This is a genomic window from Allokutzneria sp. NRRL B-24872, assembly GCF_002155965.1.
Classification (GTDB): domain Bacteria; phylum Actinomycetota; class Actinomycetes; order Mycobacteriales; family Pseudonocardiaceae; genus Allokutzneria.
Genome location: NZ_MUMH01000034.1, coordinates 12,107 through 29,929, shown reverse-complemented (window position 1 = coordinate 29,929; position 17,823 = coordinate 12,107). Strand labels below are relative to the sequence as shown.

Here is a 17,823-nt window from a genome sequence, read left to right as displayed (position 1 = left end):
GTCGCCGCGCACGACCTCGACCTCGGCGGGCAGGTCGGCTGTCGCGGGGGTGCGGGTCAGCGCGCGCACGGGCACCCCGGCCCGGAGGAGTTGATCGACCACGTGCCGTCCCACCAGCCCCGTCGCCCCGGTGACCATGACCTTCTTCGGCTCATCGCTCATGAGCTGAAGACTAGGACCGTTCGCGGTCACCGCCCGCCCTAGATGAGCCCTTCGCGCATCGCGTAGGCGACGGCGTGCGAGCGGTTGCGCAGGTGGAAGCGCGAGGTCACGTCGTGCAGGACGTTCTTGACCGTGCGCTCGGAGTAGGACAGGCGGGTCGCGATGTCCTTGGTCTCCAGGCCCTGCGACACCAGCCGGAGCACGTCGGCCTCGCGCCGGGAGAGCCCGTTGAACCCGGCCCCGTTGCTGATCATGTTGCGTTGCATCCGCGCCACCTGTTTGAGCAGCCGCGCCAGCATCTCCGGCGGCAGCGCGGCCTCCCCGCGCGCGGCCCGGCCCACCACGTCGGCGAGGTGCTCCGCGCTGGCCTCGCCGCGCCGCACCACCGCGCACACGCCGAGGTCCACCGCCTCGGGCAGGTCGACGCTGTCGATCTTGGTCACCACGAGCACGACGCGGTGGCAGCCGGTGGCGTGCAGCTTGCGCAGCTCGGCGGTCACCTCGTCGTCCATCCGCTCCGCGGCGAGCACTCCGATCACCGAGCCGTCGACGGCCGCGTGGTCCACGACCAGCATGCCCGGCTGGCCGCGCAGCGCCGCGGCGAGCCCGGTCCGCAGGATCGGATCGGACGCGTGCACGTACACGGGGGTCCGGACGGTCATGGTCACCCACCTCCTCGGGAGTTCGTCTCCGCAAGAAGGCTCGCGCACCGGCCGTGGCCGAACCCTGGGGTCCTACCCCAGGCGCGTCCCTAGTTGACCCTCCCCCAGGGCTCAGCCGACGAAGACCTGGCCGATCGCGATGATCGTCCCTGTCGGCATGGGCGCGGGATCGTTGCAGGTCATGACCCTGTCGCCCATCCGAGCGACCGGTTTGCCGCCCGCGAGCACCGTCATGCTGCCGAGCAGGACGTAGCCCTTGTTGGTCGGCTGGTTCTGGAAGGTGCCGTTCGGCGCGACGTGCGGCGGGAGGTTGGTGGCCTCGCTGCCGACCGTGGCGATCGGCTGGCCGCCGACGAGCACGGTCGTGCAGCAGCCGCCGGTGATCGTGCCCGCGAACGGCAGGGACATCGGGGTCGGCACCGGCCCGCCGGAGGACGGCACGAGCACGATGTGCACGTCGGTCCCGACGACCCGGTCCCCCATTTTCGCGACTGGTTTTCCCACGAGCGCCACGCTAGCTCCGCCCACCCCGCGCCACCCGGATCGAACGGGCATCCACACGGGCACACCTCGGCTCAGCCGGTGCTGATCGCCTCGGCCGGTCTGCCCGCCATCGCCCGGCGTCCTGCCGCGGCGGTCACCGGCGCCACCAGCAGGAGCACGGCGATGAGCAGGCCGGTCAGCACGAGCCAGCTCGCCGGAGCGCCGATGCCCGTCTCCACGACGAGCGCGGTCGGCAGGACCGCTGTCGCGGCGATCGCCAGGCCCGCCGCGACGCCGCTGCCGGTGATGATCAGGACCTCCAGCACGAGGGCGCGGCGCACCTGTGGTCGTGTCGCGCCCGCCAACCGCAGCAGGGCGAGTTCGCGCCTGCGGCTGAGCACGGACACGCCGAGGGTGTTGACGACGGCGATGGCCGCGTAGGCGATGGTGACCAGCACGAGCATCGAGTTGATCAGTGCTTGGACGCCGATCCCTTGCTGGAGCACCGAAATCACGGCTTCCGGCCCGGCGACGGAGGCACCGGGCACGGCGGCGGCGATCGCCTCGCGCACGTCGTCACCGTTGGTGCGCACGAGGATCTGTGTCAGCGCGCGCATCGTGCTGTGCTGGGCCACCAGCTGCGCGGGCAGCAACATCGTCTCGTAGCCGACGCGGTCCTGCACCGTCGCCACGACGAGCAGGCGCTCGGCCGTGCCGTCGCCGAAGCGGAAGGTGATCGACTCGCCGACCTCGACGCCGAGCGCGGCGGCGCTGGTGTCCGGCAGTGCCACCGTCTTTCCGGTCAGCCGCGTCAGCGATCCGCTGATCACGCGGTTGGTCAGGACCTCCGCTGCCGCGTCGGCGGTGACCCCGCGCACCGGCCACGGGCGATCGCGGTGGGAGGAGTCGTAGGGGTGTTCGATCCATCCTCCGCTGGTGACGAAGGCGCTGGCCGCCACGACGCCGTCGAGCGAGGCGATCTTGGTGACGGTCTCGGCGTTCGTGCCGCTGGGGACCTCCACGGCCACGTCGGCGCGCACGGTCGCGATCGAGGCTTCGGCCTGTGCTCGCAGCTGGAGTTCTTGTGCGATCAGGTTTCCCGCGCCCATGCCGATCACCAGGGCGACGCAGGAGGTGACGGTGGCGAGCTGCGCTGTGCGGGCGCGCGTGCCGTGCACGGCGAGGCCGCCGAGGTGCGGGTCGGCGCGGCGCAGGAGCGGCCCGGCGATGGCGGTGCCCACGCGCAGCACGGCGGGCGCGAGCAGGGCCGCCGCGATGCTGCCCGCGAGCACGGCCGGGCCGCTGGTCGCGGAGAGCAGTCCGGGCGACATGGCGGTGGTGATGACGCCGAGCGCGATCGAGCCGAGCAGGAACACGATGCCGAGCACCCACCGCACCGGGCTGAGCCGGTGGGCGTGCACCTCGGCGTCACGAAGCACGTCGACGGCGCGCGCCCGTCGCGCCGCCCGGGAAGCACCGCGCGCGGCCAGCCACACGACGAGCATCGTGCTGGTGAAGGCGACGGCAAAGGGCAGCACGCCGATGCTCATGCTCAGCTGCGGCGGCACGACACCACTACCGGTGATGATGCTGAAAGCCATGTGCGCCAACGGGATTCCGACTGCCAGGCCAACGACCGCGCCCACCCCGGCCACCAGCAGCGTCTCGCTCACGATCATGCGACGCGTTTGCTTCCCGGTCGCACCCGCCGCGCGGAGCAGGCTCATCTCGCGGGCGCGTTGCCGCACGGAGAGCCCGATGGTCGCGGAGACCACGGTGGCCAGCACCACCAGCACCATGCCGCCGAAGACGGCGCCCATGACGATCGTCGGAGTACGGGCAGCGGAGACGCCGGGGTGTTCCGCTGCGCCACGCCCGTCTCCCTCCAGCACGACCGCGTCGGTGACAGCCGACTCGATGGCGCTGCTCACCGCGTCGATGTCCGCGCCGGGCTTCACCAGTACGGCCACTGCGTCGGGTCGGCCGTCTCCGGCGAGGCTCGCAGCGAGGGCGTCGGTGAGGAACACGGTCTCCGGCGCGTCCGTCTCGCCGACGACGCCTGTCACCGTGAACGCGCGCGGCGCCCCGTTGGTGGTCAGCGTGATCTGCGCGCCGGGCTGCGCGTTGAGCCGAGCGGCCAGCGACGCGCTCAGCGCGATGTCCGCGGCCTTCGACGGAGCGCCGCCAGAGGACAGCGTGAACGGTCCGACCGCCGCCGAGGTCCAGTTCTGCGCGGTCGTGGGCACAGCGCCCGCCCCGACCGTGATCAGGAAGACCGGCAGGGCGGCCTTCACGTCGCGAACCGCGCCGACCCGCGCGGCAGCGGACGGGTCGAGCCGGTGGCGCTCGGGGTACGGGCGGTAGTCCGTCGTCGGTTGCCCGTCCTCGTCGAGCATCACGTAGTTGGCCGCGCCGGTGACCACCAGCGGAGCGCCGGTCAGCCGTTCCGGCGGCGCGGAGAGCTCGATGCCGGTCTGGAACAACGCGCCGGACAACAGCACCAGCGCCGAGCCCAGCAGCGCGGACAGCAGCACCGCGATCGAAGCCGCGACCCGGTGCCGGATTCCGCTCAACACCAAGGAGAACATCAGATCCTCCCGACGGGGCGCGCCGTGCGCTCGCCGATGCGGGCCAGCTCCTCAGCGACGCGCGCCGGTGTCGGCGCGTGCATCCGACCGGTGATCTGACCGTCCACCAGGAACACCACCGAGTCGGCCGCCGAGGCGGCGACGGGGTCGTGCGTGGTCATCATGATCGTCTGCCCGGACTCGTCCACGGCCGCGCGCAGCAGCCGCAGGACGCGCCCCGAGGTGACGGTGTCCAGCGCCCCGGTCGGTTCGTCGGCGAAGAGCACTTCGGCACGGCTGGCCAGCGCGCGGGCGATGGCCACCCGCTGTTGCTGGCCGCCGGAGAGCTGGCCGGGCAGGTGGTCGCACCGCTCCAGCAGCCCGACCCGCTCCACCGCGCGCAGCAGTTCGGCGTCGGCGACCCGCCGTCCGGCCAGGGTCAGCGGCAGCCGCACGTTCTGCAGCACCGTGAGCGTGGGCACCAGGTTGAAGGACTGGAAGACGAACGCGACGCGCTCGCGCCGCAGCACGGTGAGCTGGTCCTCGGAGAGCCCGGTCAACCGCCTTCCGACGAGGGTGACCTCGCCCGACGTCGGCTGGTCGAGCCCCGCCGCGCACTGCATCAGCGTGCTCTTGCCGGAGCCGGACGGGCCCATCACGGCCGTGAACGTGCCGCGCGCCAGCTCCAGCGTCACGCCCGCGAGAGCGCGAACTGCCTGCTCACCGCCGCCGTACTCCTTGATGACACCCGCCAGCCGCACCGGGGTCCGTCCTACCTCGTCCACCCTCACCACTTCCAAACTGTTCATGGGTTACACGGCAAGTGTAAGGGTTGAACTGTTAGGGTCGCGGCATGAGTGGCACGGAGAACACCAACGACCTGCCGCCCGGTGTCCGCAGGGCATGGGGACTGCCCGGCCGCGTTCCCACGCGCGGCCCCAAGGCCTCGCTCACCCTTGACGCCGTGGTGGAGGCCGCGGTCGCGCTCGGCGACGCGGAGGGGATCGACAGCATCTCGCTCACGCAGGTGGCCTCCCGGCTCGGCGTCACCACCAACGCGCTCTACCGCTACATCGACTCCCGCGACGAACTGCACGTCCTCGCGCGCGAACACGCGCTCGGGCCGCCGACCACCGGCGCCTCGGCGTCCTGGCAGGACGGCGTTGAGGCGTGGGCTGTCGCGCTACGCGCCCGCTACGCGGCACACCCGTGGATGGTCGACCTGCGGGTGCGGCTGCCCGTCACACCGCACGCGCTCGCGTGGCTGGAGGCGCTGCTCGCCGCGTTGGAGCACGGCTCGTTCACCACGGCCGAAACACTGCGCGTCGCAGCGCTCGTCGACAGCTACGTCCGAGCGTGCGCGATCGCCGCTCGCGACCTCGCCGCACTCGAATCCCCAACGCCCGCAACGGCTTCAGCCGTGAACACGATCGCCGGCCTGCTGGCGGAGCGCGGGCTCGACCGCGTCGCGACCGCGTTCGGCAGCGGGCTGTACACAGAGCCAGCCGACGGCACCAACGACGCGGACTTCCAGTACGGCCTCAAGCGCATCGTCGCCGGGATCGAAGCACTGGCCGCGCCATGACCGCCGAAACCGTGCACGGGGGAACTCCCCACCCGGGATTGTCGGGTGCTTCCCACTGCGCTGGCACTCGCACCGACCAAAGATTGGTGCAACCGAAGGCGATCGAGGCGAGGTAAGGGAATGAGCAACAACATCAGCAGGCGGAAGCTCATGGCTGGCGGCGTGGAACTGGGCGTCGCGGGAGCGCTCGCCGTGTACGCCGCGCCGTCCGCGGGTGCACGTTCCCCTTCACCCGCACGGGTGGACTCAGGCCCCCGTGCGATCACGGCGATCACCGGAGCCACGGTGGTGGACAGCGGACGGCGGGGCGTGCGCCACAACTCCACCGTGCTGCTGCGCGGAGACCGCATCGTCGAAGTGGGGCCGGCCGACCAGGTGCGGGTGCCGCGCGGGGCGACCGCCATCGACGGCAAGGGCAAGTACGTCATCCCCGGCCTGATGGACGTCCATGTGCACAGCGTGCCGTACGACCGCACGTTCCCACCGCTCTACCTGATCAACGGCGTGACAACCGTGCGGGAGATGGGCGGCAACCCGCTCAGCCTCGAATGGCGGGACAAGGTTGCAGCAGGCACCGCGTTCGGTCCGCACTCGGTGGTCGCGAGCACCATCGTCGACGGCAAGCCCTCGCTGTGGGAGAACATCGGCGTGCCGTTCATCTCCGTCGGCGATCCTCACGAGGCGCGGGACGCGGTGCGCGAGGAGAAGGCGCGCGGAGTGGACTTCATCAAGGTCTACACGCGGTTGAGCCGCGCGTCCTTCCAGGCCATCGCCCACGAAGCCCGGCGCGTCGGCATCCCGTTCCTGGGGCACTGCCCGGACTTCGTCCCCGTGACCGCGGCCAGCGAGCTCGGGCTCAAGAGCCTGGAGCACCTCTGGCAGATCTGGTACGCCACCTCCTCGCAGGAAGCCCGGCTGCGCAAGGCGGTCGCCCAGGTGCCGATCAAGGGCGGCGAGTACGGCGGGTGGTACTCGAAGATGCACGCCACCGAGTACGCGGCGGCGCGCAGCATCGATCGCAGGAAGGCGGAGAAGGTGTTCTCCACCTTCGCTCGCAACGGCACCTTCGTCACGCCGACGCTGAGCGTGCACAAGGTCGCCGACGTCCCGAACCCCGACTGGCAGAAGGACCCCAACCTGCGCTACCTGCCGACCGCGTACGCCGAGGGCTGGAGGTGGCAGATGCGCGAGATCTACCTCCAGGGCCGCACCCCTGCCACCGACGCCGAGCGCCGCGAACTGTTCCAGCGCCGCAGGGAGCTGGTGCCCGCGCTCGCCGACGCCGGAGTGCCGTTGCTGGCCGGGACGGACACCGGCACCCCCTCGTTGCTGCCCGGGTTCGCGATGCACGACGAGCTGAAGTTGCTGGTGGAGGCCGGGCTCTCGCCTCAGCGGGCGCTGCGGGCCGCGACGCTGGAACCCGCTCGGTACCTGGGCAGGGAAGCCGACCTCGGCACGGTCGAGCCCGGCAAGCTCGCCGACCTGGTGCTGCTGGACGCCGATCCGTTGCGGGACATCGCAAACACCTCGCGCATCGACACCGTCGTCGTGCGCGGTCGCGTGCTCGACCGCGCGGAGCGGGGGCGCATGCTCGACGACGTGCTCAAGGCCGCCGGGGAGCCGAGCGCGGCGGCCCCGGTCGCCATGACCGCCTGCCCCTGCCACTGACCCTGCAAGTGATTCATCGAGATAAGGGAGATCATGTTCAAGTCGATCACCGCCGCCGCGTCCGTTGCGGTGAGCGTGGCCGTGCTCGGCGCGCCAGTGGCGAACGCGGGTGACGGGACGTGCCGCGAGGGGTACGTCTGCATGTGGGAGCACGCCAACTACTCCGGTCGGCTCCTCGTCGAGAACTTCCCGCGCCTCGGCAACAACGAGGGACACCCGATGCCCGAGGGCACCTTCGACAAGGTGAGTTCCGTGGTCAACAGCACGGACTGCCGCGTGGAGCTGAGCGGAGCAGGGTTGTCGTCGCGCACCCACGTCACGTGGCCGCTCAGCCCCAGGAGCCGACACACCGACCTGACCGCCATCGGTGCGAACGACAGGGCGCGGAGCTACTTCTTCGTCTGCGGGGTGTGGCTGCCGTAGGCCGCCGGGAGGACCACCGCGCGCTTGATCAAGATCAGCGCGCTAACGTCCCCCGGTGCGCAAGCCCGTCATCCTGTTGCTGTCCATCGCCTTGGCCGCGTCGGCCTGCACGCCCCGCCACCAGGCTCAGCCCGGCCCTGACATCACGGTCTCGGTGATCGCCGGGCCGCTGTCCGACCCGTTCTTCGGAGCGCTCAAGTCCGGGGCGGAGCGCGCAGCGGCGGATCTGCGGGTGCGCGTGGACTACCTCGCTCCGGCGGCGAGCGGGGAGCTGGGCGCGGAGCTGGTGCGGCTGACGCGGAGCGCGGTGGCGAACAAGGTCTCGGCGATCGCGCTGGGCGACTACTACCCGGACCAGCAGGACCCGGAGATCCGCAAGGCGGTCGACGCGGGCGTCACGGTGGTGCTGGTCAACAGCGGTGAGCCCTCGTGGCAGAAGGTGGGCGCCGCGGCCTACGTCGGCCAGGACGAGCAGCGCGTTGGCGAGCTGGCCGGGCAGCGCATGGCGGAGGCGGGCGGGCGCCGGGCGTTGTGCGTGAACCACGTGCCGGGAAGCCCGATCATGGCTCAGCGCTGCGCGGGTCTGCGCGCGGCGCTGAGCCACGTCACGGAGATCACCCTCGCCAGCGCGGAGGCGACGGACCCGACTGCCACGCAGCAGGCGATCAGCGGCGCGCTCACCGCGGACCCGTTGGTGGACGGCGTTTTCACGCTCGGTTCAGGCTTCGCTGAGCGGGCGATGCGGGCGGTCGATTCGGTGAAGCGCACGGACACGGTGCGGGTCGCGACGACGGACCTCTCCACGGGAGTCCTTGAGTCCGTGCGTGACGGCAAGCTGCTCTTCGCGGTGGACCAGCAGCCGTATTTGCAGGGCTACTACGGTGTTCAGGTCGCGGTGCAGCAGATCGCCCACGGGCTGCGGCCGACCAGTCCGGTGCGGACCGGGCCGCTGGTCGTGGACCGCGTGAACGCGGCTTCTGTGTTGGCGCACAACCGCGACGGCGGCATTCGCGGGGCGCGGTGACGCGAAGGCCGGAGCTGGCGACGGGTGCGGGAGTCGCCGCGCTGCTCGTGCTGTTCACCGCGTTGTGCGGGCCGGAGTTCGTTTTGCGTCCACAGTGGATTCTCCAGGCTGCGGAGATCGGCGTGGTCGCGGTTCCCTTTGCGCTGCTGGTGATCGCGGGCGAGTTCGATCTGTCTGCGGGCGCGGTGCTCGGCGCGGCGTCGATGACCACGGCGATCGCGCACGGCTACTTCACCGCGCCGTTGTGGTTGGCGGCGTTGCTGGCGCTCGCGGTGGGCACGGCGGCGGGCTTGCTGAACGGAGCGCTGACTGTCCTTAGTGGAGTGCCGTCGTTCTTGGTGACCTTGGTGTCGATGTTGCTGGTGGCGGGAGCGACGCTGGGGTTGTCGCGGGCGATCACGGGCACGAGCGCTGTGACGATGAGGTCGGCGGACACGGCCGTCGTCATCGACGCACCCGTCGCGTGGTGGCTCGTCTTCGCGGCCGTGGCGGCGTTCGTGTTGTGCTGCACGAGGTTCGGCAACTGGGTTCAGGCGCTCGGCGGCAATCGTGAAGCGGCGCGACTGCTCGGAGTGCCCACGGTGCGCGTGCGGCTCGTGCTGTTCGCGACGACATCGGTAGCGGCCGCCCTGGTCGGCGTGATGCAGACGATCAGGTTCGAGGGCGCGGATGTCACGCGTGGCCAAGGGTTCCTGTTCGCGTGCATCACGGCCGTGGTGGTCGGCGGGCAGCGCTCGGTGCTCGGCGCGTGCCTGGGGTCGGTGCTGTGCGCGGTGATCTCGACGGGCGTGCACCAGGCGGGTTGGGGTAGCGACTGGGCTCCGCTGGCGTGGGGTGCGCTGCTCGTGCTCTCCGCCGCAATTGGTCTTGCCAGCCGCGCGCGATCGGCTACAGTGTCCCGGAATTCACCGTGACTGTTGGAGAGGAGACGCTCGTGTTCGCTCGCGAAGCTGTCGTCCTCCGGTCGCGTTCCCAGGTGATCCTGGTGTCTTCGGTGATCCGGTGCTGGCCGCGCGGCCCGCACTGGACTCGGTGACGAACGCCCTCTTCTCGCTGTTCGTCCCGTGAATCGCGCTGACCTGGTCTGACGATTCACCGTGAAGGGCCTTTGTGCCATGCGTGCCAACCAACCCCTGACCACCATCCGCAACCTCGGCATCCTCGCGCACGTCGACGCCGGTAAGACCACGCTCACCGAGCGCGTCCTCTACGCGACGGGCACCACGCACAAGCGCGGCGAGGTGCACGACGGGACGACGGTCACCGACTTCGACTCGCAGGAGCGCGATCGCGGCATCACGATCTTCGCCGCGGCGGTGAGCTGCGCGTGGGACGGTCACCAGATCAACCTGATCGACACCCCCGGGCACGTCGACTTCGCCGACGAGGTGGAGCGGTCGTTGCGCGTGCTGGACGGCGCGATCGCGGTCTTCGACGCCGTGGCGGGCGTGGAGCCGCAGAGCGAATCCGTGTGGCGCCAAGCTGATCGTCACGGTGTGCCGAGGTTCGCCTTCGTCAACAAGATGGATCGCGTCGGCGCTGATCTCGACGCGGCCGTGGAGTCGATCCGCGAGCGCCTGCACCCCGCGCCGATGGTGGTCCAGCTGCCGATCGGCCGGGAGCACGAGTTCGCCGGCGTCGTCGACCTGATCCAGATGCGCGCGTTGCTCTGGTCAGCTGACGGCGGCGTCGAGGAGGGCCCGGTCCCGGATGCCCTGCTCGATGAGGCTCGGCTTCGGCGTCGCGCGCTCGAAGAGGCTGTGGCAGAACGACATTCGACGGCATTGGAGGAGTTCTGTGAACGGCAGGAGGTGTCCGCTCCGACGTTGGCTCTGGCGCTGCGCGAGCTGACCCACAGCGGTGAGGGCCTGGTCGTGCTGTGCGGCTCGGCCTACCGCAACCGTGGGATCGAGCCCTTGCTGGCCGCCGTGATCGCGTACCTGCCGTCCCCTGTGGACGTTCCGCCGGTGCGCGGCGCGTGGGCCGATGAGGAGCAGGAGCGGCCCGCCGACCTGGATGCTCCGTTCTCCGCCTTGGCTTTCAAGGTGGTCGTGGCGCCGACCGGGCGGTTGACGTTCCTGCGCGTGTACTCCGGGACTGTCCACAAGGGAGCGGAGGTGTTCGACGCCGCCACGCGGAAGTCCGAGCGGATCTCGCGCATCCTCCGGGTCCAGGCCGATCGGCACACGGAGGTGGAGCGGGCCGTGGCGGGAGACATCGTCGCGGTGGTCGGTCCGAAGAACGCGCGTGCCGGGGCGAGCCTCTGCGTGCGCTCGGCGCCGGTGCTCTTCGAGCCGCCGGTGGTGGCTGATCCCGTTGTCTCCGTTGCGATCGAGACCCGGTCAGCCGCTGACACCGATCGCTTGGCGACGGCGTTGCTCCGCACGACCGACGAGGACCCGTCGCTGGTCGTGCGGACCGACTCCGAGACCGGGCAGACACTGTTGTCCGGTTTGGGCGAGCTGCACCTGGAGGTCGCGGTGGAGAAGATCCGTCGCACCTACGGCGTGGAGATCTCCGTCGGCCGCCCGCGCGTGGCCTACCGGGAGACGGTGCTTTCCGGGGTGTCGGGCCTGGAGTACAAGCACGTGAAGCAGGACGGCGGTTCCGGTCAGTTCGCTCGCATCGTCCTCGATGTCGAGCCCGCGGAGGAAGGAGCGGAGTTCGTGTTCCAGTCGGCGATCGTCGGCGGCGCGGTGCCTCGCGAGTTCGTGCGCGCGGTCGAGACCGGGTGCCGGGACGCGTTGTCGGAGGGGCCGCTCGGCGGTCATCCCGTCACCGGCGTGCGCGTGACGCTCATCGACGGGGCGACGCACGTGAAGGACTCCTCGGAGCTGGCGTTCCGCACCGCTGGCCGCCTCGGGCTCCGGGAAGCCTTGCGCGCCAGCAAGATGGCGTTGCTGGAGCCGGTGTCCGAGGTCGCGGTCACCGTTCCGGAGGACGCCATGGGCAGCGTGCTGGGCGACCTGGCGATGCGGCGCGGCCAGGTGTCCGCGTCGACATCGCGCTCCGGCACGGTGACGATCACCGCGACGGTGCCGCTGGCTGAGCTGTTCGGGTACTCCGACCGCCTGCGCAGCCGGACCCACGGACGCGGCAGCTTCACCGCCAAGTCCGCCGGTTTCGCGCTCGCGCCCCGGTGAGTTCGAATGGCCCCGCTCCCCTGAGAGCGGGGCCATTCGTGTTCTGGCTGCTTGCTGGTTCAGCGGATGGTGATGCGGTGGGTCACAGGGCTCGGTTTCGGGTAGCAGGCGACGGGGACGTCGACGGTCAGCAGGAGCACCTTGACCTCGGCGGTGAAGGTGAGGCCCGGGTCGTCGTAGCTGGTCCCGCCGACGCGGCGCTCCATGACGCCGCTTGCGCCCGCCTTGAGCTGGAGGGTTCCCTTGGGCAGCTGGAAGGTGCTGCCGCCGGCGATGGGGCCGGGCGCGGTCTCGACGACGTGGCCGTCGACGTGGGTCGCGGTGGGCTTGCCGGGGCCGAGGTTGGAGCCGCCGGAGAGCGCGATCGAGACGAAGGTGGCGTTGCCGGGCAGCTTCGCGCGGAAGCGGATGTCCTTGAGCGCCTTGATCTTCTGGCCGTTGAGCTCGGCGGGGGCCTGCATGGCGTCGGTCTGCGAGGTCGAGGTGAAGACGCTGCCGGGGGCGACCGAGGCCGGGGCGTCGGCTGTGATGCTGCTCTGCTGGACGAACTCCTGGGCGGGCAGCAGTGGCGGCTTGGCGCGGCAGGCGAAGCTCACCGGGACCGAGCCCTGCGTGACGGAGTCCTGCGTGACGGAGCCCTGCGCGGCGGCGGCCGGGGCCAGGACGGCGGTCGCGCAGCAGGCGAGCGAAGCGGCGACGGCGACGGACTTGCTGGGTGACATCATGAATCCTCAGTCACTTTCACAATGCGCGACATTGTTCCGCGCGGACCAGCTCACCCTAGGAAGGCCGCGGCGGAGGGGCACTGTTTCTGGGGACAACGTCGTCTGGTCAATCTTGTCCCCGGCTACAAGGTCCGTTAGCTTCGCGACCAATGGCACGGAATGGGATGAAGGCGCTCGCGGCGCGGTTCGAGACGCAGCTGGAAGAGCTGGTCTCGCACACCGTCGCCCTCTCCCAGGCGCAGATCCGCGAGTTCGCCGGGTTCGCCGTGCCGGAGCTGGTTCCGGGCACGATCGCCGTCTACGAACAGGGCGTCGCGGCATTGCCCGAGCTGCGCGAGCCGGAACCCGACGAGCTGGCCGTGATCGAGCGGATGGCCGCCGTGCGCGCGGAGCAGGGGATCTCCGTGGACGCCTATCTCGCGGGTTTTCGGCTCACCGGCGGGGAAATGCTGGTCGCGAGCGAGCGGTTCACAGTCGAGTTGGAGCTCTCCGCCGCGACCGTGATCGCTTTTCACCGTCACTTGTGGGCGTGGTCGGACCTGGCCATGCGGTGTGCGGCGAGCGCTCATCGGAGCACTGTGGAAAGCCTCGCTGTTCGACCGCGCCGAAACGTGGACGGATTGCTCGTCGAGCTGCTGAACGGCCAGCTCTCGCTACCGGAAATCGCGGGCCTGGCAACGACGTGGGGACTGCACGCGAGCAGTTCGGTGCGCGCAGTCCGCATTCGTGGAAAGGCGTCGCGGTGGGCTTTCGGTGGCGCGCTGGTGGAGCACGAGGGCGATCTGTGCGGTTTCGTGCCGGTGAACACCGTGCTGCCGGACGATCTCCGCGCAGGGGTCAGCGATGCGGTTGCGGTGTGCCACTTGGACAGAGGTTTCGCGCAGGCCGGTGAAGCGCTCGCAGCGGCGACGCACTTCGGCCGCCGCGGGCCGGTGACGCTGGCGGATGTGGCTTTGGAGGCGGGAGTTCTGCGCAACCACGACCTCGGCGAAGCGCTGGCGCGGCGGTTGCTGCCGGAGCCCGAAGCGCACGACGACCTTGAGCGAACGGTGTGGTGCTGGCTCGGCGCGCGCTGCGAGATCGGCGAGGCGGCGCGCGAGCTGTACGTGCACCCCAACACCGTGCGCTACCGGCTGCGCAGGTTCGCCGAACTGAGCGGGCTCGACCTGGACAGCCCTCGCGTGCGGGCCGAGCTGTGGTGGGCGTTGGCGCACCGGCGGTCCACGCACTGAGCACGAGCCCGGGCGCCACCGTCCACTGAGGACAGTGACGCCCGGACACCCCCAGCTTCACACCTCGATGTCCTCCAGCGCCTCGAAGTTCCAGATCTCCCAGGTGTGGATCTCCTCTGGAACGATCCCGGCCTCCAACGCCAGCCTCGCCACCCAGGCGGGGTCCTTGTCGTGGGTCTGGGCGTACTTGCGGAAGTGGGCATCGATCGGCACGACCACCTCTTCGGCCGCGTCCTCCTCCTCAGCGGAGCCCTTGCCGCGCCGCCTTGGCGGCTTGACCGGAGCCGGAGCGGCCATGTCCTCGCCGTAGACCACGGCCTTGAGCGTCTTCTCCAGCATGGTCAGCGCGGCGTCGTCCTCGTTCAGCGTGCCCGCGCGCGGGACGGTGAGGTCGCTGAGGAACTTGAAGTGCCGCTTGTCCTTCTCACCGCTCAGTGGCTTGAGCGTTGCCTGCGCCTCGTAGAGCGTGCCGTCGAGTCTGACGAAGCAGTGGATGTGCGGGTACTCGACGTGGCCGCCGGGACCCCAGACGAAGTGCTCGGTGCGCTTCGGACCGGTCGACCCGGCCTTGTAGGTCACCCCGGAGGCGAACCTGTTCGGCCACTGGAAGTCCAGCACGGTGCTCACACCGGCGCGCTTGATGTCCTCGATCACCGCCAGCGCGCGGGAGAAGCCCGCGGTCCGCTCGCGCTTGGGGATCGCGACGTCGACATCGTCGTTGAGGTAGGAGGCCAGCGCCTGGATCTCCGGACCGGTGAGCCGCACGGCGTTGTCCCCGTCGGAGGGGAACAGCTCGGTGCCCGCCTTCTTCCACTCGATCTTGTCGTGGGTGAAGACCGCCTTCGACACCACCGCCTTCTCCGCGAGGCCGTTCCAGTCGCTGAACTCGCTCAGGAGCACGACGTGGGTTCCGGTGGAACTGCCGATCCTGTCCCGGTTCACGGCGCGGTACAGGTGGATGACGTGGTGTTCGTTGATGTGGAAGACGTCCCCGTCCCTGGTGCGGATCTTCACCTGCTGGACCTCCTGTGTCGCGGCGGAGAACCGAGGCTAGGCACGAGGCGGCACGCCGCGATCGCCGTGATCGAAACGCCACGGCTTGGCGTCACGGACGTTTATGAACCTTCAGGCAAGTGCCGATCAGCGGGCGGGTAGGGCAGCGCGGTGCTGCTGTTCTCGTCCACGCGCAAAGGTTTGCCGATCGCGGGGAACGCCCGCTGCGGGCACGCCGGGCGCTCGCACACCTTGCAGCCCATGCCGATGGGCGTGACGGCGGCGCCCTCGCCGAGCGCGAGCCCGTCGGAGTAGACCAGCCGGGAGGCGTGCCGCAGCTCGCACCCGAGACCGACGACGAACGTGCGCCCGGGGCTGCCGTGCCCGCCGAGGTCGCGGCTGACGGTGCGGGCGAGCCAGAAGTACTTCTTGCCGTCGGGCAGCTCGGCGATCTGGGTGAGGATGCGGCCGGGTGAGCTGAACGCCTCGTAGATGATCCACAGTGGACACGAGCCGCCGATGCGGGAGAAGTGGAAACCGGTGGCGGACTGGCGTTTGGAGATATTGCCCGCACGGTCGACGCGCACGAAGGAGAACGGAACCCCTGTGGTGCCACGGCGTTGCAGGGTGGAGAGCCGGTGGCAGACCGATTCGAAGCCCACGCCGAACTCGTCGCACAGGCGCGCGATGTCGTAGCGGTGCCGCTCGGCCGCGCCGAGGAAAGCCCGGTACGGCAACACGAGCGCGCCCGCGTAGTAGTTGGCGAGCCCGATCCTGGCGAGCCTGCGCGCGGTGTCCCCGCTGAACGGCCACGCGTCGACGAGCCCGTCGATCACCTCCCCCGCCTCCAGCAGAGCCAGTTGCGAGGCGAGCCGGAACGCGGCCTGGCCGGGGCGCAGCGTCGGGGACAGCGACAGGGTCCTGGTCGTCGGGTCGTAGCGGTGGTGGTCGGGGCCGCCGGGCTCCAGCTCAGCCGTCGAGACGGTGACGCCGTGCCGTGAGGCGAGCCCGGCGACGAGGCCGTCGCGGATGCGTCCCGGGCGCAGCCGAAGCTGCGTCGCGAGGTCTTCGGCGAGCACGTCCAGCTCGGGAATGTGGTTGCGGCGCTGGTAGAAGTAGTCGCGGATCTCCTCGTGCGGCTGCTGCGCGGAAGCGCGGTCCATGCCCTGCTCCGCGACGAGCGCGGCGATGTTCTCCGTTGCTTCTCGGTAGCGGCGGTGCAACCCGACCAGCGCGTGCGCCACGGCGGGAAGATCACTGGCGAGGGTGTCCAGCTCGGTGGCCGACACCGCCCCGCCCAGCACCTCGCGCACGTCGGCGACCAGGCGCGCGGTGTCCCTGGGCGCGAAGAACTCCGGGTCGACGCCGAACGCCTCGGTCAGCCGCACCAGCACGGGCAGGGTCAGCGGCCGGGTGTTGTGCTCCATCTGGCTCACGTAGCTGGGCGAGACCCCGAGCAGCCGCGCCAGCTCGGCCTGGCTCACCGAACGGTCGGCGCGCAGCTGCCGCAGCCGCCCGCCCGCGAAGGTCTTGTCCACCCGGCGAGGTTAACAACCTTCACAAGACGCGGCGAAACCTGCACAACAGTTGACATGCGACAACGCTGTTCGCGGGCTTCCGGGCGGTGCAGGCTGTGGGCACAGCGTCACAACGTTCACAGAGCGAGGACTTGATGATCGACCACTCCGTCCGGACCTACCCCTCCGCCGAGCCGCTGCCCCGCGAGGAGCAGCTGGCGTGGAAGCTGGCCGCGGTTGCCACCGACCCGGTGCCGGTGGAGCCGGAGGTCACCGAGATGGTGATCAACCGGGTGATCGACAACGCCGCCGTCGCCGCGGCCTCGCTCACCAGGAGCCCGGTCGCCGCGGCCCGTGACCAGGCGTTGGCGCACCCCTCGACCCGCGGCGCGACGGTCTTCGGCGTGCGCGGGCGGGTCTCTCCGGAGTGGGCGGCGTGGGCCAACGGCGCGGCCGTGCGCGAACTGGACTTCCACGACACGTTCCTGGCCGCCGACTACTCCCACCCCGCCGACAACATCCCGCCGGTCCTGGCCGTGGCCCAGCACACCGGCCGCACGGGCGCTGAGCTGGTGCGCGGCATCGTCGCGGGCTACGAGCTCCAGGTCGACCTCGTGCGCGGGATCTGCCTGCACGAACACAAGATCGACCACATCGCGCACCTCGGCCCGTCCGCGGCGGGCGGCATCGGCGCGCTGCTCGGACTGGACACCGCGACCGTCTACCAGGCCATCGGCCAGGCGCTGCACACCACGACGACCACGCGGCAGTCCCGCAAGGGCGAGATCTCCTCGTGGAAGGCCTACGCGCCGGGCTTCGCGGGCAAGGTCGCGGTGGAGGCCGTGGACCGGGCGATGCGCGGGCAGGGCGCCCCGAGCCCGATCTACGAGGGCGAGGACGGCGTGATCGCCTGGCTGCTCGGCGGTCCGAAGGCCAGCTACACGGTACCGCTGCCCGGTCCCGGCGAGGCCAAGCGCGCGATCCTGGCCACCTACACCAAGCAGCACTCCGCCGAGTACCAGAGCCAGGCGCTGATCGACCTCGCGCGCAGGCTCGGCCCGCGCATCGGCGACACGGCGAAGGTCGCGCGGATCGTGCTCCACACCAGCCACCACACGCACTTCGTGATCGGCTCGGGTTCGGGTGACCCGCAGAAGTACGACCCGCGCGCCAGCCGCGAGACCCTGGACCACTCGATCCCCTACATCTTCGCCGTGGCACTGGAGGACGGCACCTGGCACCACCGCGACTCCTACGCGCCCGAGCGCGCGCGGCGGGCCGAGACGGTCGAGCTGTGGGGCAAGATCACCACCGCTGAGGACCCCGAGTGGACCCGCCGCTACCACGCGGCCGAGCCCGCCTTCGGTGGCCGCGTGGAGGTCGAACTGGTCGACGGGACCGTGCTCAGCGACGAGATCGCGGTCGCCGACGCCCACCCGGCCGGGGCGCACCCCTTCACCCGCGAGCAGTACGTGGCGAAGTTCCGCGAGCTGGCCGACGGCGTCATCGCCCCGGCCGACCAGAACCGCTTCCTGGACGCCGTGACCAGGCTCGACCAGCTCAGCGCGGAGGAGCTGGCCGCGCTGGAGCTGCCCGCGGCGACCGAGCTGACGACCACCACCACCGGCCTCTTCTGAGG

The 17,823-nt window shown here is 70.7% G+C and carries 16 protein-coding genes (1 of these 16 running past the window's edge); 8 read left to right on the top strand and 8 right to left on the bottom strand.

The window, feature by feature from the left end; genetic code table 11:
- The 5 genes from CCN37_RS41405 to CCN37_RS10215 form a co-directional block, all read right to left on the bottom strand.
- On the bottom strand, positions 1-138 hold the 5' portion of the coding sequence (locus tag CCN37_RS41405) for an NAD(P)H-binding protein (protein ID WP_246842928.1). It extends 105 nt beyond the left edge of the window; the window shows 138 of its 243 coding nt (coding positions 1-138); the start codon lies at positions 136-138; its stop codon lies beyond the left edge, outside the window.
- Positions 139-200: 62 nt separating this feature from the next.
- Positions 201-824: a response regulator transcription factor gene (locus CCN37_RS10230; protein WP_246842927.1), complete on the bottom strand. Its 624-nt coding sequence runs from the start codon at positions 822-824 to the stop codon at positions 201-203.
- 111 nt (positions 825-935) lie between these two features.
- On the bottom strand, positions 936-1,328 hold the full coding sequence (locus tag CCN37_RS10225) for a PAAR domain-containing protein (RefSeq protein WP_086820478.1): 393 nt from the start codon (positions 1,326-1,328) through the stop codon (positions 936-938).
- A 71-nt stretch (positions 1,329-1,399) separates the two neighbouring features.
- Positions 1,400-3,895, bottom strand: a complete 2,496-nt coding sequence (locus CCN37_RS10220) for an ABC transporter permease (RefSeq protein ID WP_086820475.1) — start codon at positions 3,893-3,895, stop codon at positions 1,400-1,402.
- On the bottom strand, positions 3,895-4,683 hold the full coding sequence (locus tag CCN37_RS10215) for an ABC transporter ATP-binding protein (protein WP_086820474.1): 789 nt from the start codon (positions 4,681-4,683) through the stop codon (positions 3,895-3,897). The genes CCN37_RS10220 and CCN37_RS10215 overlap by 1 nt, the downstream gene beginning before the upstream one ends.
- Positions 4,684-4,727: 44 nt before the next feature.
- On the opposite strand from CCN37_RS10215, the gene CCN37_RS10210 reads away from it, so the two are divergent.
- From CCN37_RS10210 to fusA, 6 genes are all read left to right on the top strand, one after another.
- Entirely contained in the window at positions 4,728-5,459 is a 732-nt protein-coding gene (locus CCN37_RS10210) for a TetR/AcrR family transcriptional regulator (RefSeq protein WP_086820473.1), read from the top strand.
- A gap of 120 nt (positions 5,460-5,579) precedes the next feature.
- On the top strand, positions 5,580-7,127 hold the full coding sequence (locus CCN37_RS10205) for an amidohydrolase family protein (RefSeq protein ID WP_086820472.1): 1,548 nt from the start codon (positions 5,580-5,582) through the stop codon (positions 7,125-7,127).
- A gap of 33 nt (positions 7,128-7,160) precedes the next feature.
- The gene (locus CCN37_RS10200) at positions 7,161-7,550 is read left to right on the top strand and encodes a peptidase inhibitor family I36 protein (protein WP_086820471.1); all 390 of its coding nucleotides are present in this window, start codon (positions 7,161-7,163) and stop codon (positions 7,548-7,550) included.
- A 55-nt stretch (positions 7,551-7,605) separates the two neighbouring features.
- Positions 7,606-8,574 carry a substrate-binding domain-containing protein gene (locus CCN37_RS10195; RefSeq protein WP_086820470.1) on the top strand — a complete coding sequence of 323 codons (969 nt, stop codon included), beginning with the start codon at positions 7,606-7,608 and terminating at the stop codon, positions 8,572-8,574.
- Positions 8,571-9,488 (top strand): ABC transporter permease, encoded by a 918-nt coding sequence (locus tag CCN37_RS10190; protein ID WP_086820469.1) that lies wholly within the window; start codon positions 8,571-8,573, stop codon positions 9,486-9,488. The genes CCN37_RS10195 and CCN37_RS10190 overlap by 4 nt, the downstream gene beginning before the upstream one ends.
- Positions 9,489-9,689: 201 nt before the next feature.
- On the top strand, positions 9,690-11,717 hold the full coding sequence (fusA, locus tag CCN37_RS10185; protein ID WP_086820468.1) for an elongation factor G: 2,028 nt from the start codon (positions 9,690-9,692) through the stop codon (positions 11,715-11,717).
- A 59-nt stretch (positions 11,718-11,776) separates the two neighbouring features.
- Here the strand turns inward: fusA and CCN37_RS10180 are convergent, their stop codons facing one another.
- Positions 11,777-12,439 carry a hypothetical protein gene (locus CCN37_RS10180; protein ID WP_086820467.1) on the bottom strand — a complete coding sequence of 221 codons (663 nt, stop codon included), beginning with the start codon at positions 12,437-12,439 and terminating at the stop codon, positions 11,777-11,779.
- 152 nt (positions 12,440-12,591) lie between these two features.
- Here CCN37_RS10180 and CCN37_RS10175 point away from each other — a divergent pair, with 152 nt between their 5' ends.
- Positions 12,592-13,674 carry a helix-turn-helix domain-containing protein gene (locus CCN37_RS10175; RefSeq protein WP_086820466.1) on the top strand — a complete coding sequence of 361 codons (1,083 nt, stop codon included), beginning with the start codon at positions 12,592-12,594 and terminating at the stop codon, positions 13,672-13,674.
- 57 nt (positions 13,675-13,731) lie between these two features.
- On the opposite strand, the gene CCN37_RS10170 is transcribed toward CCN37_RS10175, so the two are convergent.
- Together CCN37_RS10170 and CCN37_RS10165 are read right to left on the bottom strand one after the other, a co-directional pair.
- Complete coding sequence (locus tag CCN37_RS10170; RefSeq protein ID WP_086820465.1) at positions 13,732-14,688, bottom strand: hypothetical protein; 957 nt, start codon at positions 14,686-14,688, stop codon at positions 13,732-13,734.
- A gap of 101 nt (positions 14,689-14,789) precedes the next feature.
- Positions 14,790-16,205, bottom strand: coding sequence for a short-chain fatty acyl-CoA regulator family protein (locus tag CCN37_RS10165; RefSeq protein ID WP_086820464.1), 1,416 nt, complete (start codon positions 16,203-16,205; stop codon positions 14,790-14,792).
- A 134-nt stretch (positions 16,206-16,339) separates the two neighbouring features.
- Here CCN37_RS10165 and CCN37_RS10160 point away from each other — a divergent pair, with 134 nt between their 5' ends.
- The gene (locus CCN37_RS10160; protein WP_086820463.1) at positions 16,340-17,821 is read left to right on the top strand and encodes an MmgE/PrpD family protein; all 1,482 of its coding nucleotides are present in this window, start codon (positions 16,340-16,342) and stop codon (positions 17,819-17,821) included.
- The last annotated feature ends 2 nt before the right edge of the window (positions 17,822-17,823 follow it).

What these genes read in the sequence shown, in the direction of transcription:
- CCN37_RS10230 (WP_246842927.1), bottom strand. Translation starts at nt 824, where the DNA reads ATGACCGTCCGGACCCCCGTGTACGTGCACGCGTCCGATCCGATCCTG.
- CCN37_RS10220 (WP_086820475.1), bottom strand. Translation starts at nt 3,895, where the DNA reads ATGTTCTCCTTGGTGTTGAGCGGAATCCGGCACCGGGTCGCGGCTTCG.
- CCN37_RS10215 (WP_086820474.1), bottom strand. Translation starts at nt 4,683, where the DNA reads ATGAACAGTTTGGAAGTGGTGAGGGTGGACGAGGTAGGACGGACCCCG.
- CCN37_RS10210 (WP_086820473.1), top strand. Translation starts at nt 4,728, where the DNA reads ATGAGTGGCACGGAGAACACCAACGACCTGCCGCCCGGTGTCCGCAGG.
- CCN37_RS10205 (WP_086820472.1), top strand. Translation starts at nt 5,580, where the DNA reads ATGAGCAACAACATCAGCAGGCGGAAGCTCATGGCTGGCGGCGTGGAA.
- CCN37_RS10200 (WP_086820471.1), top strand. Translation starts at nt 7,161, where the DNA reads ATGTTCAAGTCGATCACCGCCGCCGCGTCCGTTGCGGTGAGCGTGGCC.
- fusA (WP_086820468.1), top strand. Translation starts at nt 9,690, where the DNA reads ATGCGTGCCAACCAACCCCTGACCACCATCCGCAACCTCGGCATCCTC.
- CCN37_RS10180 (WP_086820467.1), bottom strand. Translation starts at nt 12,439, where the DNA reads ATGTCACCCAGCAAGTCCGTCGCCGTCGCCGCTTCGCTCGCCTGCTGC.
- CCN37_RS10175 (WP_086820466.1), top strand. Translation starts at nt 12,592, where the DNA reads ATGGCACGGAATGGGATGAAGGCGCTCGCGGCGCGGTTCGAGACGCAG.
- CCN37_RS10160 (WP_086820463.1), top strand. Translation starts at nt 16,340, where the DNA reads ATGATCGACCACTCCGTCCGGACCTACCCCTCCGCCGAGCCGCTGCCC.